Raw genomic sequence first — 13,793 nt, 5'->3', positions numbered from 1 at the left:
TTATAAGGAATTTGTGTCAAAGTAAAGTAGAAATCAGGTTAAGGAAACGAATGTACAACAATGACAAGGAGTGAGGAAATGAACGGAAACGACTCTTATCGTGCCGGCGATATTGTGTATGTTTTCTATCGGAACCCACATACTCAGGATGTGGCCAATGTACAGAGTGCAGCTGTTGTCAATAGTCCTGAAAACCCCGATGAACTTGCTTTATTTCTTTATGAAGACTATTACCCCCTTTCAAGCGAAGTGGCTGTTTATCCATCTGAGAGGGAGGCGAACCAAGCTTATAATTACTATTATGGAGACAGCTCAAAGGGTCGAATTGAATGAATAAGCCATTTACACCTAAGCTGATTTATTTTGAACCAGATGCCCTTAACTACCCCTTAGGGAAAGTGCTTCATGATAAGTTTGAAAAGACGAATGTTGAAATTAGATATACAACTTCCCATAACCAGGTTAGAAATCTCCCAGGTGATAACGATTTCCAGAAATATCGGGTTGCCAAATCCACATTAGTTGTTGGAATTAGAAAGACACTTAAGTTTGACACCTCGAAACCTTCTGCGGAATATGCAATCCCTTTTGCAACGGGTTGTATGGGGCATTGCCATTATTGTTATTTACAAACGACTATGGGAAGCAAACCATATATCAGAACGTATGTGAATGTTGATGAAATATTAGATGCTGCGGATAAATATATGGCAGAACGTGCTCCGGATTTCACAAGGTTTGAAGCATCCTGTACATCCGACATTGTAGGAATTGATCATTTAACACATACGTTGAAAAGAGCCATTGAACATTTTGGTGAATCGGAGTATGGAAAACTAAGGTTTGTAACAAAATTCCATCATGTCGATCATTTACTGGATGCTAAGCATAATGGGAAAACACGCTTTCGATTCAGCGTTAATGCTGACTATGTTATCAAGTATTTTGAACCTGGGACCTCGCCTTTAGCAAAGAGGATTGAGGCAGCTGGAAAAGTAGCGAGAGCTGGCTATCCTTTAGGGTTTATTGTTGCTCCGATTTATCTTCATGAAGGTTGGCAGGATGGATATTATCATATGTTCGAACGCCTCGAGGCTGAATTGCCTCCCGAAGCAAAAAAGGATTTAACTTTTGAATTTATCCAACATCGATTTACAAAGCCCGCAAAAAGGGTAATTGAAAAGAATTACCCCATGACAAAATTAGAGTTAGATGAGGATAAGAGAAGATATAAATGGGGTAAATATGGAATTGGTAAGTACATTTATCAAAAAGAAGAGGAAGAGGATATCAAGACCCATCTCTATGCCTATATGGAGAAGTTTTTCCCCGAAGCGAAATTAGAGTATTTCACATAGAAAGGAATGATTTCAATGGATATGAAAGATAAGGTACAAAAAGAATTGGCAAAGGTTAACGATGAAACAAAAGACGAGATTTTGGAAAACTTCAATAAATTTAAGCAGTATCTTGCTGAAAAAGTTGAGTTAGGTGAGAACATGGGACTGAGTGAAGAAAAACTTGCTAAGACCACGGAGATAGTTGCTGGTTATCTTGCCAAACATGAAAACCCTCGTAACAGGGAAGAGAAAATTTTAATGGAACTTTGGAACTCAGGAACCAAAGAAGAACAGCATACACTTTCGCATATGCTACTTAAAATGGTAAAGAAAGCTTAATGACACCAAAAATCCCAAGGATTCCTTGGGATTTTTTTTGGTGCCTGTGCAGCAGACAATTCAAATAATACACTACAATTGCATAAAAATAAAAACGAAATGCCATTTAGTTACATTTATTTAAAACGAATGTATATATATTCAATTCGATTGAATTATCATGAATGTTTGTTGCACAGGTACCTCCATAATGATAATAATATTATGTAAAGTAATGATGGCTTACATATTCCAAAAGACAAGTAAGATGTTTATTGTTTTGAATAAATATTTAGAAATTAATACCTCAATTCATGATATAATTGGCTTGAAGGAAAGGGCGGGGGGGAAGCAATGGGGAGCGCTGAATCTATTGATGGTATGTTAGAAATGGCATTTGAACTATTTGAGAGTAAACGGCTTTCTGAAGCGGAAGAAATCTATCATGAATGTCTTAGTACAATTGAAAAAACCTCTCATAACTACGAAGTGGCGTTGCATTGGCTCGGGTATGTAAAAAGTGAACTGAAGAAATATGATGAAGCAAGGTCAATTTATAGTGAACTTAGAGAAATAGCAAAATTGAATTCGAATCTTCAAGATGAACTTGTCGCAATACATCAATTGGGCATGGTTGAACGCATGGCAGAAAACTATGATGTTGCAATCGAATTGTTTAATGAAGAATTTAATTTATTGATGAACAATTTTCCGGATTTTTACGTGGGTTTTGCGGCCAATTATTTCGAACAAGGATATATATTATTTAAGAAAGATAGTTTACTTGAGGCTGAAAAACTTATGAATCAATCCCTTCAATATTCCAAGCAGTCAAACGATCCCATTGCTTTGGGATGTTCTTTACGGGGGCTTGGAGAAATTTTCTACGCTAAAGGTGAGATTGAAAGGGCAAAGGGGTATTTTGAACAATCAATATTATCATTTAAAGAGGCTAATGAACTTGTTGCGGTAGATGAGGTTAAAAGAATGCTTGACGAAATTTGCTTGTTTCACAATTAGTCGCTGAAGTCGGTGGTAAACACAAATTCTCTGTGAAATAAAAAACTGACGGAATAGAGGAGTGTTGATATGTTTCAACCTACAGTATTTTTTCAAGCAGGTTTAAAGATTATCGGTGTTCTAACGATCATTTGGAGCTTAACTCACGTTGTTTCTGTTGTTTATTCTTTCTACTCAATCTACAATCTATCAGATTTGATGACAAATGTAGACCTTACGAATTATCGTCTTTCCCTTATCTTTCAGGCAGCCTATCCTGTGTTACTTATGGCATTTGGGATTTACTTATTAAAGAGTGGTGAGTCAATCATTCAATTTGCTTTTCGGGGGGCAGATGAGAAATACGGAGCCATGGCCGGAGAGTTGTTCATGCTGTTTATGAAGTTGTCAGGTTTAGTTCTGATCATTTATTCTATACCGAAAGCGTTTCAGTTAGTAGCTAATGTAATGTTTGTTTCATCCGCAAAATTAGTGGATACTAGTGTTCAAATGGACTTCATTATTCATAACCTTGTCATAACAGTTATTCAGTTATTGCTTGGCGTATATTTATTAAAGAATGGAAAGGTTTTTTATAAAATAGGATTTAAATGACATCAAGTAAAAATCAGATTGTAAATTTAGGGAGTTGGAAGCGTTGATGGGATGGATTGGAATTTTATTTGTTTCGATAGTATTTATTTTCTTTAGTTTTTACTTTACTCTTTCATTTTTTGAGAGTCTGCATAAGGCCGATGAGCGTATTGCAAAACAATCCAAAACAGCAGCTCCTATTTGTTTTGGAATAGCTTTGTCTACTCCTTTTTTGTACGTCTTTTTTATTAATTAATTTCTTTAGTTAGCGAGATTGGAGGTAGGAGAATGGGAGAAACCGTCTATAATTCAATTGTAATTATCTTTATGCTAAGAATAAATCAAGAGGGAGGAAGCAATGTCGCAAGCAATAATTTTTGATATGGATGGAACACTCTTTCAAACAGATACAATTTTAGAATTAGCACTTGAAGATACTTTTGAGCATCTACGTTCAATGGATAAATGGAACACTATGACACCTATTGAAAAATACCGTGAAATTATGGGCGTACCTTTACCGAAAGTATGGGAAACTTTGTTGCCAAACCATTCCAATGAAGAAAGAGACTACACAGATGCGTTTTTCCTGAAAAGATTATTAGAAAATATAAGCATTGGAAGAGGCGCTTTATATCCTAATGTAAAGGAAGTATTCAGTTACTTAAAGGGAAATAATTATTCAATCTACATCGCAAGTAATGGTTTAACCGAATATCTACGAGCTATCGCCAGTTATTATAATTTGGATAATTGGGTTACGGAAATGTTCAGTATTCAACAAATTGACTCATTGAATAAATCCGAATTAGTTCATAGTATTATAAAGAAATATGGAATCACTAATGGAGCAGTAGTAGGTGATCGCCTATCGGATATAAATGCGGCTAAAGAAAACGGTTTAATTGCCGTAGGGTGCAACTTCGATTTTGCAAGGGAAGATGAACTTGCTCACGCTGATTTGGTTATTGATGACTTGATTGAGATTAAAGCAATATTATCCAAGTCAACTCTATCATCGCTTAACAATAAAAAAATCCATCCTAAAGTGACGAATGGGATGAATACATAGTGAATTCGACAGCGAGTTCCGCAATATGTGGAAGAAGCGGGGGTTTGGGAAAATGGAGAAAATACAGGAAGTGTTAGATGAATATTTTAAAGCCTGGAACGCAGGGTTTATAAGCAAAAATGGGGATGGGATTAGGCAGTTAATGTCAGAAAACTTTGTAGGATATTGGGCGCATTCAACTATCATTCAACCGGACCCTTATTATTATGACTATGACCTTAACGGGGTCCTAAAAGAAATGGACCATGCAGAAAAAAGTTTACGAATCCTTTCAATTGCTGAACGTAATGATGGTAATGAAGTAGTTGTAATAGGTAGGGAAACTAATGTTATAGGCGGCGAGCCTTATCATGCCCAGTGCATGTTTGTATGGAGAAAAGAGGAACAGCAGTGGAAGTTATTAAGGGAGTATATTGAGTTGGAAAGATAGTAAAGAACTGTGAAATGGCGGTGGTTCAGTTGATAGAAATCCCTTCAAGCTTAGCAAAATTGACAAACGGTTTCGATTGGGAACAGATTACAATTGGCCATTCGGAGGCGATGACGTTCTTGTTAAAAGGCTCACTTGCGAATCAATTTCTTAAAGTGCAGCCGGTGCATTCGGTTGAACGTCTCTTTGATGAAAAGGAGAAATTGGATTGGTTGGAAGGCAAGCTGCCAGTGCCACGTGTTCTATATTACGAGAAGGACGAAGCAAATGAATACCTGTTGATGTCTGAACTAAAAGGCGTAATTGCTTCGGATCAATCACATCGGGGCAATTTGTCTGCCATGTTAGAGTCATTAGGAGCCGGCCTTAAGACGATACATAGTGTGCGGATAGATAGTTGTCCTTTTAATCAAAGTTTGGAAGTGAAAATAGAAGAGGCAAAGAACAGAGTAGGACAAGGCCTGGTTGATGAAGATGATTTTGATGAAGTACGAAGAGGAAGGAAAGCAATCGAGCTTTTTGAGGAGCTCGTCTTAAAAAGGCCGTTAGATGAGGAGCTTGTTTTTACTCATGGTGACTATTGTTTGCCAAATGTAATTATTGAAAAACAAAAAGTGAGCGGTTTTATTGATTGGGGCAGGGCAGGGATCGCAGACAAATATCAAGATTTGGCTTTAGCGATACGAAGTATTACAAGTAATTTTGGAAAGGAATATGTACCATTCTTTCTAACGGGATATGGAATGACCGATTTGGACGAAACAAAGGTTGATTTCTATCAACTATTGGATGAGTTTTATTGAGTTTTTTTGGTACCTGTGCAGCAAACTATTCAAATTATACAATACAATTGAATATAGATGAAAAATGCAAGCTGAGATTGCAACCTTTGAATCTAAAAAGTGTATTTTTATTCAAATTGATTGAATTAACACGAATGTTTCTTGCACAGGTACCTAAACAAAAAACGACAGGATATTCCTGTCGTTTTTTGTTTTTATGATTTAACAGTCGATACAATCGTCGTCATTTTGATTCTTTGCATCTTGTTTACGATCATTGTCCTTTTCAAAATCAAACTCATTGCCAAATTCAGTGCGCATATCTTTTTGATTTTCATTGTTATTGCGATCTTTGTTTTGATTACGGTTTTGGTTTCTATTGTTGTTTTTTGGCATAATTAATCACCTCCATGGCGTTATGATGGATTAGATATTCCTTTTTGATTCATGTGAATAAATACCAATATTAACTATAGATTGAAATAAATTTACTGATGAATGAATTTTTCGAAAACTGCTAATGCATCCATGATATAATTACTTAAAAGGAATTATAAGGGGGTGTATAACATTGAAGACGACAAATTCAATGCAAACATTTTTTCAATATAACTGGATGGTTAGAAGAGTGGTCTAGGTGGAAAATTGGACGCGGATTTTCGTTCGGAAGTGGAGAGCTTTGTGAAAAACTGGGATGACAGTATGGAAAAGCAACTATTTTCTGATACCATGCCAGACGGTAGAATGGTGACTGGTACATGGGGAGAGGTCATCCGACATATCATTGCACATGAAATTCACCATATCGGACAATTATCAATTTGGGCAAGAGAAATAGGGAAAAAGCCTGTTTCTGCAAACTTTATAGGGCGCGGTCTTGCCTCTCAAACGATTAAATAAATCTGAAAGAGAGAGTGGAAGATTTGTTTTTTAGAAGGAAGCATTACATTGTAAAGAATGGATTTGTTGATATTTTTAATACTCATTTCAATGAGACTAACTTACCCAATCAACTAAAACATGGGGCGAAATTGATTGGGAGATGGATGATACCACATAACGAAGATACTACTGAAGTTTTAGCAATTTGGGAATATGAGAGTTATGAAGATTACGTTGAAATTGAAAAAAGTGTACGAAATGATAAAGCCCATGTACAGCGAGTTCAAGAATGGTATGAAAAACACGGCGGTAGAGACTATGTCTTTAATAATTATTTATTGGAAGTGCGGAACGAAGAGATAAAGACAACGTTGATTAAATAAGGTGGCGGGATGGTAGGGATTTGGAAAAAGAATTCCCAATGGGAAGATGTTGATGCGGATTTCATAGTCGATGATCTGTGCGAGCTTCCATGCATTATTGAAAATTTTACCGGGAAGTGATTATCATGATAACAAATAATTTAAATGACCTTCTTAATAAGCTTGATGACAATAAGATTTTTTATAGACTTTCGAAAGTAAGACCGGAGGCCATTATGGTGGAAGTTGCGGTGCCGGGACAGCGGTGGGAAATTGAGTTCATGGAAGATGGGTCAATTGAGATTGAAAAGTTTATAAGTGCTGGCGGCGATTTGTACGACGAAAGGGAATTAGAGGTGCTTTTCAATGAGTTCAGTGACTAATTGGACTGAATAGATTCAAAGGTGGGGAACGAAATAAGAAAATATTTATGTTTATGTTTGCTGTTGTTTTTAGCTGCGTGTCAATCTGTTCAAGTAAGCGACAGCTCCCATATTAAAGAGGAAGAAGTAGTCACAGCATTACAAGAAAATGGCGTTAAGTTGGCAGAAGCAGAATTTCCTAATAATGTATTTGGCCAGAAACTTGGAAATGTTAAACCTAAGACGTATGAGTTAAGTGGAAAACCGTTTTTTATCTTTGAATTTAAAACAGAAATCGAACGTGAAAATGGTGAAAAAGAATTTGATGAAAAGACTGCGACAATGGATCTTGTATCCTCCAGTACATTCATAAAGAGGAATATACTAATTTTTTATGTTCATGAACAAGATTTTAATTCAGGCAATGTGCCATTCGAAAAAGAAATACAGGAGGCATTAGACGGTATTAGTGAAGGATAACAAGGAACGGAGGAAGAATTTTTGTATAGACAAGACCTCACTAACTAATATGCGATTTGATAAAGTTCATTTCACATTGCAATGCTATTATCAATTACTCAAATATCATAGCTCCGGACATTAATGGATAATTTGGGAGGGAAGTTGTGCAAGCATGCCAAAGGTTATAAACGCTTTATTGATTGCAATTTTAATTATTCTTCTCGTAGTTATGTCAAATCAAAATGCAAATCAGGCTTCGAAGGTTGAAAACTTAGTGACTCAAAATGAAGAACTAATTGTGAAAATAGAAGACCTAAATAAGGATAATCAAGAATTAAATAATAAACTTAAAATGGGTCAGCGAAGTGATTCCCCACAAGAACATCCATATATTAAACCGGATTTTTTACAAGTCGATTGGGATAAGGTGATTTTGGAAACGTATGATCAGGAAATAGTGATAGATTCCAAATTGATCATTGAGGCGTTCCAAAATCGATTTGTTGGTATTGTACAAACTGAGAATCCGTATCCGGCAGGATTTCCAATAGAATTTACTTTTCACGCATTCTCAGGTGATCAGAAATATTCCTTTTACTCCCTGGAAAATGGTTTCTTTATGAACACTGAAATGGATACGTTTTATCGGAGTGAGCGAGATTTTACTCAGTTAGCAAAGGCTTATTTGTCAAATCCGATTGGTGATCTTGATGAACACTTGTTTAGTAAGTTATACAATAGTGGAATGGTTTTCGGGGAAAAAGAATTTCCGTTTCCAGTATTAGACAGTCTTCGAATAAAAGGGATAGCATCATCCTTTATTGCAATAAAAAAGGAAGAAATGGATACCCGTCCAGCAGCAAGCGACTATACTGAGAAATTTTCTTTCTACTATTTTGGGGATATATATGAAATGACCTTGTATGATGAATACATTCATGTGAGTGATAAGGAATCTACTTTTAATTTATGGTATAAAGCAACGAAAGAAGATATTAATAGCATTCTTATGGTTTTGACTGCTGGATAACAAGAAGCTTTGGAAGGCGGAGAATAAAAAATGCAACCAACAGTAAAAATTCCCGTAACTCCAATTGCCAAGCTGCAGGAGGAGTTAAAACATATGATTCCAGTTTCAATCGCTATCGGACATCATAACGATATATTTATCCTACTAACGGAAGATCGTCCTCCTCTAATTAAAGGCAGTTTCCCTGCCACGGTTACGGAGAAAAGCTACAGTTATCATGTCGAGCATCTTCAGAATGGAAAGACGACTGTGATTCATTTGTTAGAAGAGACGTGGAATTATCACTATATACAGCCGATTGATGAGGAGCATTTCATGCTTGTCTGTGCTCGTTCTTATTATCACGATGCGCAGAATATTGAAGAAAATGCAAGGGTTTACGATAAGAATGGGCGTTTTATCCGATCGTTTTGTTTAGGCGATGGAATTGAGCATGTGTATGTTACAAGGAACCAAGAGATTTGGACAGGATACTTTGATGAAGGGGTTTACGGTAATTATGGTTGGGAGAAGCCGGTCGGCAGTAGCGGGCTCGTCGGTTGGGATGCTGCTGGTCGCAAGATAGATTCCCTTGAAGAGGACAGGACATGTTCGATTTTTGAGTGTTTGGCTCTGAATGGTGATGTTAGTGGGGCGATCTGGTTCTTCTTTAGCATTGAATCGAAGATTGGCGTGCGAGAACAGATGCGCACCATTTATTATTCTCCCGAAGGAATGGGTTTCCGGTCGTTTGCGATTGCCGGGGATACGGTCGTTGCGTATGAGGATAGATGGAGCAGGTCACTTTTGGAGCTTCAGCGTGAAGGCGATGAATATAAGATTGTCCATGAAATCGCGCTGGTGAAACCAGATGGTATGTCTCTCGAAGCGCAATTGGTGAATAACCGGGAGAACATGTTGCTGTTTTTAGATGGTGACGAACTTTATTTGTATGAAGTGAAATCTAAAGAGTGACGAAAGCAGCTATCATACAGAATGGCAGCCAAATGATTTATCTTTTAAGAGCTTTAATTTTTTTTGTCCAGTTTATTTATACAGGAGGGAAGTAATGAACTATTTCTTTAGTTTCGTACTATCAATTGTCCTTACTTCTATGTCCTATATTTTAGGAAGTGCGTTAATTAAGAATAATATTGCTATCTGGCAAGGATTTGTTATTGGGATTTCAGTAGTTTCACTTGGCGCTCTTACTGAGGTATTTAATGCACCTATCTGGTTAATAGTCCTAGTGCCATTTCCGGTCGGGATGATATTACTTTATCTGTTTTTAAACAAACCACTTCATATTTGGTTTTTGACCTACCTAACCATATTAGCGCTTTATTCTGTTTTTCATATTATCATAAGTTACTTTTTCCAATTCCATTCTTTAATTCCAGCTTGGAAATTGTCATAGCATTGTTGTCCTTCGAGTCGAAAATCGCCAGAAATGCACGCTTCCCATAGAAGTGTGCTTACCTGGCGATTTTTCACGGATTTTCTTGAAAGAATTTCTCCATCTAAATCCAAGCTTTTCGTTTAAAAATAATCAATCCTACTACATACAATAGGAACGTCCATGTAAGCAATACCACGATGCCAGTTGTAGTAGATATGAGCGGATTATTAAGAATTGTTGCAAGTTCGCCGTTAGTGACTTTGGGCACTTCCAAGTACGTAAACGGTGAAAGATGTGCGAAGGACGAGAAAGAATCAAATCCTTTTAGTGAAACACCTAAAATTACAAAAATGCCTCCGGTCATCATTGCAATAGCTTGGTGATTAAAAAATAGAGAAATGAATATAACAAGTGCCATACTGAATAAAAGGGCTCCAATCAGGATATACGTGGCTTCTGTTACATAAGTTCCCAGGTCGATGAAATGAAATCCACCTTCTTGCGCCATGATTCCTGCATAACCTTCCTGAGCTGTCACTACCTCCGAGTCGTAGAACAGGATAGGATAATTCCAGTCACCTAAGCGGTTTCCGATCGTCCCGATGAGTACAATCAAAAGAACAGCGAATATCGTAATAGCTGAAGTTACACCTGCGGGTATAGCAAATTTGCTGAAGTAGATCGTTCCTTTCTTGACTGGTTGCGTGAGCAAGAAGGAAAACGTATTTTTCTTGCCTCTTTCAGCAGCGAACCCAGCACTGAACAAAAAGACAAGGAGTAACATCAGGATTGCATAAAGGTTATCTGAAAAGAATAAGTAAAGATAATAAAGACCGGAACTATCGACCTTTTTCTCTCGCTTGATAAATTCCAATCGGTCGATAGGGTTTGGAAATCGATCGTACATCGTTAAATTAGCGAAGACTAAAGGAAAAATCGGACGTAAATTCCTCTCAGATAGTAACTCCATTTCACTTATCGTTGCTTTGTAGCTTAGGTTAGCATACCCTCCTCGTTCAGTCGGTGCATTATCGATAAAAATGCCTGGATAGAGGGAAGTATCGCCGCTTTTCCACTTAATGTTCTTGATATATTCATTGTAAAAGTTCGTCCAGTTTTCCTCATCCCATGCTTGCTTCGTTTTTCTTTTTTCCTTCAATTCTACCTTGTGTGCTTCCAAGTGAGGTCTTTGGTCACGAATAGTAGCTTTTGCAATTTCCATTTGTAGCATTTCTTCATCACTAAGCGAATCTTTTTTGTTAACCAAGAATGAAACTAACTGCTCTGAGTTTTTAATGTCTTCCTCTATTAGTGCAAAAAATGAGGAAATCTCATAATCATTCAACCGAGAGACTTCAAATTTTTCATTCAACACTTTTGTATGGTTGAAGTATAAGAAACCTCCACCAGCAAACAAAGTTAACATAAACAGAAGAGGGATAATTGTATTCTGCCTTTTCAACTTCCGCCATTCGAAAATAAGATTAGCTCTTCTATCGGTTCCATATATTTCACCACGTGCATATGGCTTGATCACTGGTTTTTCCTTCGCGAACGAAACATTTTTCCTTGTGAAATACCAACTTAACATGAACAATAGGAATGAATAGGCAACAAGGATCCAAAGGGAAGTGAATCCACCTATCATGTACGGTCGCTCGATGATTTCTTCAATTTGAAAGTAGAAGAAAGGATTCCATTTTGACTGCAGAATAGAAAACTGTGCTGCTGTTACAAGACCAGTGATCATGACAAGCAGGAGAACAACAAGCGTACTAAACAGTTTTCTCATAAGCACACTAACGAATAACAATAAGCAGTACATAAATAGCGATACAACAAAGAAGAGGATGCCATGCTGAATAATCGCCTGATAGATCGGGATGATTGTAAAGGATTCTTCAGTTAACGTTAGTATCGGATAGTGGAAACTTCCTTTCATTCCGAACAAAAATGCTGTTACAAAAGAAATCTTTGCCATCCCAAACCATACAATGATTGAAACGGTTATCAGTAGTTCTATTTTTGAACTTAAAATCCGGAGTTGGGTCAGAGGCTGCGTATTCAAAGTCCGAATCGTATTTTGCTGATATTCAGAAGTAACGCTATCCCCGAATAACACAAGGAGCAATAGAATCCCAAATAACGCTAAAAAAGAGCTATTTGCTGAGTACATGAAGTTGGAAGTGGATAATGGAAAGATTTCTTCACCGTACGGAAGTTGAAGCTCTACCAATCGATTTGTTAACGCCACTTCTTTTTCCAACTCCACTCCTTGCAAATCCCCATAAGGATATCCATAGCCGTTTTGTTGGAGAATCGTTTCATAAAATCTCTTCTTAATTGAAGGGATTGCATCCCATTTTTTATAATGAATTGCATCCTCCCATTCACGGATGGCTGTATTCATAGCTTTCATATTATCGTAGCCTTCCTGAACCCTCGGAGTCATGCCTACCTCTTCAATCTTCCGCTCATAATCTTTCCTTAGCACCATTCCAGTATCTATATGAGTAAGAACCTCATCCGTCGCCTTTTTACTAATCTCATCTTGAACCATTGTATTCCGATAAAATAAGCTGCCGACTGCAAGCAAAAGAAGTATGAAAATGACTAACAGCTTTCTTTGTCTGTAAGACTTTAGAATCTCAAACCTTAGCAACATTGAAACCCCCCTTACCTATAAACTTGTCCTCTTAACTTACAATATTACTAAAATTCATTTTTTTTCAAAGTAATGTATAATAATGGTGAAAATAAAAGTAACTAAAAAATAATTAATAGAGAAAAGGGGAATGGGAAATGGACGTAAGATATCCAATTGGGGATTTGCAAGTTCCTGAAAATGTAACTTTAGAAAATGTTCAAGAGTGGCTAAAGGAAATCGAAACTTATACTACTCGCTTAAGAGAAACGGTTGACCATTTGAGTGACGAGGAATTAAATAAAACTTATCGCGATGGTGCTTGGACAGTTCTGCAACTTGTTCATCATATTGCGGATTCACAGTTAAACATGTATCAACGCTTGAAGCTTGCTCTGACGGATGATAATCCAACAGTTCCGGGTTTCGATGAGGAGAAGTGGGCGATCCAACCGGATACAGAGCTTCCTGCGGAAAGTTCCATTAAAATGCTTGAAGGTATAAACGAGCGTATCGTATCTTTAGGAAATCATATAACTGAAGAGCAATTAAATCGGACTTTCACTCATCAGAAAAATGGGGAAATAACAGTTGCGACAAAACTTAGGAAATTAGCCTGGCATGAAGAACACCACTTAGCGCATATAAAAATGGCGTTATCAAGATGATAAGTTCATTTGACTTAAGAAAAATAGGTCATATTGTTTTGTGCAATTAAAAATGAAAGAAATTCCCCATTTGAAGATAAAAGCGTTAATAATTTTTTTCACATTAATCGCGATTAGCGCATGTTCAAAACCAAATGCTTCCCACGAAAATGCTCCCGGAACACCAAAAGTATCCATTGAACAAGCGGAAAAAGTGGCACTTGATGAATATGGTCTTTCAAAAATCGAAACTATGAACCTTAGATTACTCACTGAAAGTGAAATGAAAAACCTAAATGAAGAACAATTGAAATTTACTCAAGTGTATTATGTAGTGAAAGGATTAAAGGGAAGTCGGGAAGTGACTGTATATGTTTCTACGAATCAGATAGATTATCATTTTTTTATTAGTGACGATTCCCAGTAATAAGACGAATTTATTAGTTTATCTGAAAAACTATGGTCTGCGGTTTGTGAAGTTTCACAAACCG

Annotated in this window: 19 protein-coding genes and 1 pseudogene; 18 read left to right on the top strand and 2 right to left on the bottom strand. The window is 36.9% G+C overall.

The features are described from left to right. Positions 1-78: 78 nt before the first annotated feature. The 9 genes from P5G49_RS09340 (at position 79) to P5G49_RS09300 (ending at position 5,556) form a co-directional block, all read left to right on the top strand. Positions 79-333, top strand: a complete 255-nt coding sequence (locus P5G49_RS09340) for a transcriptional regulator SplA domain-containing protein (protein ID WP_301243322.1) — start codon at positions 79-81, stop codon at positions 331-333. Then, a complete protein-coding gene (gene splB, locus P5G49_RS09335) occupies positions 330-1,358 on the top strand; it encodes a spore photoproduct lyase (protein ID WP_301243320.1) in 1,029 nt (342 codons plus the stop codon). Before P5G49_RS09340 ends, splB begins: the two co-directional genes overlap by 4 nt. Positions 1,359-1,373: 15 nt before the next feature. After that, complete coding sequence (locus P5G49_RS09330; RefSeq protein WP_301243318.1) at positions 1,374-1,679, top strand: DUF3243 domain-containing protein; 306 nt, start codon at positions 1,374-1,376, stop codon at positions 1,677-1,679. Positions 1,680-2,012: 333 nt separating this feature from the next. Next, positions 2,013-2,678 (top strand): tetratricopeptide repeat protein, encoded by a 666-nt coding sequence (locus tag P5G49_RS09325; protein WP_301243317.1) that lies wholly within the window; start codon positions 2,013-2,015, stop codon positions 2,676-2,678. Between the two features lie 69 nt (positions 2,679-2,747). Continuing rightward, positions 2,748-3,272: a hypothetical protein gene (locus P5G49_RS09320; protein WP_301243316.1), complete on the top strand. Its 525-nt coding sequence runs from the start codon at positions 2,748-2,750 to the stop codon at positions 3,270-3,272. A 43-nt stretch (positions 3,273-3,315) separates the two neighbouring features. After that, positions 3,316-3,507 carry a hypothetical protein gene (locus P5G49_RS09315; RefSeq protein WP_301243314.1) on the top strand — a complete coding sequence of 64 codons (192 nt, stop codon included), beginning with the start codon at positions 3,316-3,318 and terminating at the stop codon, positions 3,505-3,507. Between the two features lie 102 nt (positions 3,508-3,609). Next, the gene (locus P5G49_RS09310) at positions 3,610-4,323 is read left to right on the top strand and encodes an HAD family hydrolase (protein WP_301243313.1); all 714 of its coding nucleotides are present in this window, start codon (positions 3,610-3,612) and stop codon (positions 4,321-4,323) included. Positions 4,324-4,375: 52 nt separating this feature from the next. Continuing rightward, a complete protein-coding gene (locus tag P5G49_RS09305) occupies positions 4,376-4,753 on the top strand; it encodes a nuclear transport factor 2 family protein (RefSeq protein ID WP_301243312.1) in 378 nt (125 codons plus the stop codon). A 29-nt stretch (positions 4,754-4,782) separates the two neighbouring features. Further along, positions 4,783-5,556 carry an APH(3') family aminoglycoside O-phosphotransferase gene (locus P5G49_RS09300; RefSeq protein ID WP_301243311.1) on the top strand — a complete coding sequence of 258 codons (774 nt, stop codon included), beginning with the start codon at positions 4,783-4,785 and terminating at the stop codon, positions 5,554-5,556. 201 nt (positions 5,557-5,757) lie between these two features. Here the strand turns inward: P5G49_RS09300 and P5G49_RS09295 are convergent, their stop codons facing one another. Next, positions 5,758-5,931: a hypothetical protein gene (locus tag P5G49_RS09295; protein WP_301243309.1), complete on the bottom strand. Its 174-nt coding sequence runs from the start codon at positions 5,929-5,931 to the stop codon at positions 5,758-5,760. Positions 5,932-6,177: 246 nt separating this feature from the next. On the opposite strand from P5G49_RS09295, the pseudogene P5G49_RS09290 reads away from it, so the two are divergent. The 7 genes and pseudogenes from P5G49_RS09290 to P5G49_RS09260 form a co-directional block, all read left to right on the top strand. Then, positions 6,178-6,435 (top strand): annotated as a pseudogene (locus tag P5G49_RS09290) (DinB family protein); the annotation flags it as partial. A gap of 23 nt (positions 6,436-6,458) precedes the next feature. Continuing rightward, positions 6,459-6,800, top strand: a complete 342-nt coding sequence (locus P5G49_RS09285) for an NIPSNAP family protein (RefSeq protein WP_301243528.1) — start codon at positions 6,459-6,461, stop codon at positions 6,798-6,800. A gap of 125 nt (positions 6,801-6,925) precedes the next feature. Then, positions 6,926-7,162, top strand: coding sequence for a hypothetical protein (locus P5G49_RS09280; RefSeq protein WP_301243307.1), 237 nt, complete (start codon positions 6,926-6,928; stop codon positions 7,160-7,162). 21 nt (positions 7,163-7,183) lie between these two features. Further along, positions 7,184-7,621, top strand: coding sequence for a hypothetical protein (locus tag P5G49_RS09275; protein WP_301243306.1), 438 nt, complete (start codon positions 7,184-7,186; stop codon positions 7,619-7,621). Positions 7,622-7,775: 154 nt separating this feature from the next. Beyond that, positions 7,776-8,633 carry a hypothetical protein gene (locus P5G49_RS09270; RefSeq protein ID WP_301243305.1) on the top strand — a complete coding sequence of 286 codons (858 nt, stop codon included), beginning with the start codon at positions 7,776-7,778 and terminating at the stop codon, positions 8,631-8,633. A gap of 30 nt (positions 8,634-8,663) precedes the next feature. Next, positions 8,664-9,587 (top strand): hypothetical protein, encoded by a 924-nt coding sequence (locus P5G49_RS09265; RefSeq protein WP_301243303.1) that lies wholly within the window; start codon positions 8,664-8,666, stop codon positions 9,585-9,587. 94 nt (positions 9,588-9,681) lie between these two features. Continuing rightward, on the top strand, positions 9,682-10,029 hold the full coding sequence (locus P5G49_RS09260) for a hypothetical protein (protein ID WP_301243301.1): 348 nt from the start codon (positions 9,682-9,684) through the stop codon (positions 10,027-10,029). A gap of 103 nt (positions 10,030-10,132) precedes the next feature. Here P5G49_RS09260 and P5G49_RS09255 read toward each other — a convergent pair whose 3' ends face one another. After that, positions 10,133-12,676 carry an ABC transporter permease subunit gene (locus tag P5G49_RS09255; RefSeq protein WP_301243299.1) on the bottom strand — a complete coding sequence of 848 codons (2,544 nt, stop codon included), beginning with the start codon at positions 12,674-12,676 and terminating at the stop codon, positions 10,133-10,135. Between the two features lie 137 nt (positions 12,677-12,813). On the opposite strand from P5G49_RS09255, the gene P5G49_RS09250 reads away from it, so the two are divergent. Continuing rightward, on the top strand, positions 12,814-13,323 hold the full coding sequence (locus P5G49_RS09250) for a YfiT family bacillithiol transferase (RefSeq protein ID WP_301243297.1): 510 nt from the start codon (positions 12,814-12,816) through the stop codon (positions 13,321-13,323). Between the two features lie 40 nt (positions 13,324-13,363). Further along, positions 13,364-13,729 (top strand): hypothetical protein, encoded by a 366-nt coding sequence (locus P5G49_RS09245; RefSeq protein WP_301243295.1) that lies wholly within the window; start codon positions 13,364-13,366, stop codon positions 13,727-13,729. Positions 13,730-13,793: the final 64 nt, after the last annotated feature.

The sequence above is a fragment of the Sporosarcina highlanderae genome, from assembly GCF_030433715.1.
Classification (GTDB): Bacteria; Bacillota; Bacilli; order Bacillales_A; family Planococcaceae; genus Sporosarcina; species Sporosarcina highlanderae.
The sequence above is the reverse complement of the archived record's forward strand: the minus strand, read 5'-3'. Positions and strand labels throughout refer to the sequence as shown.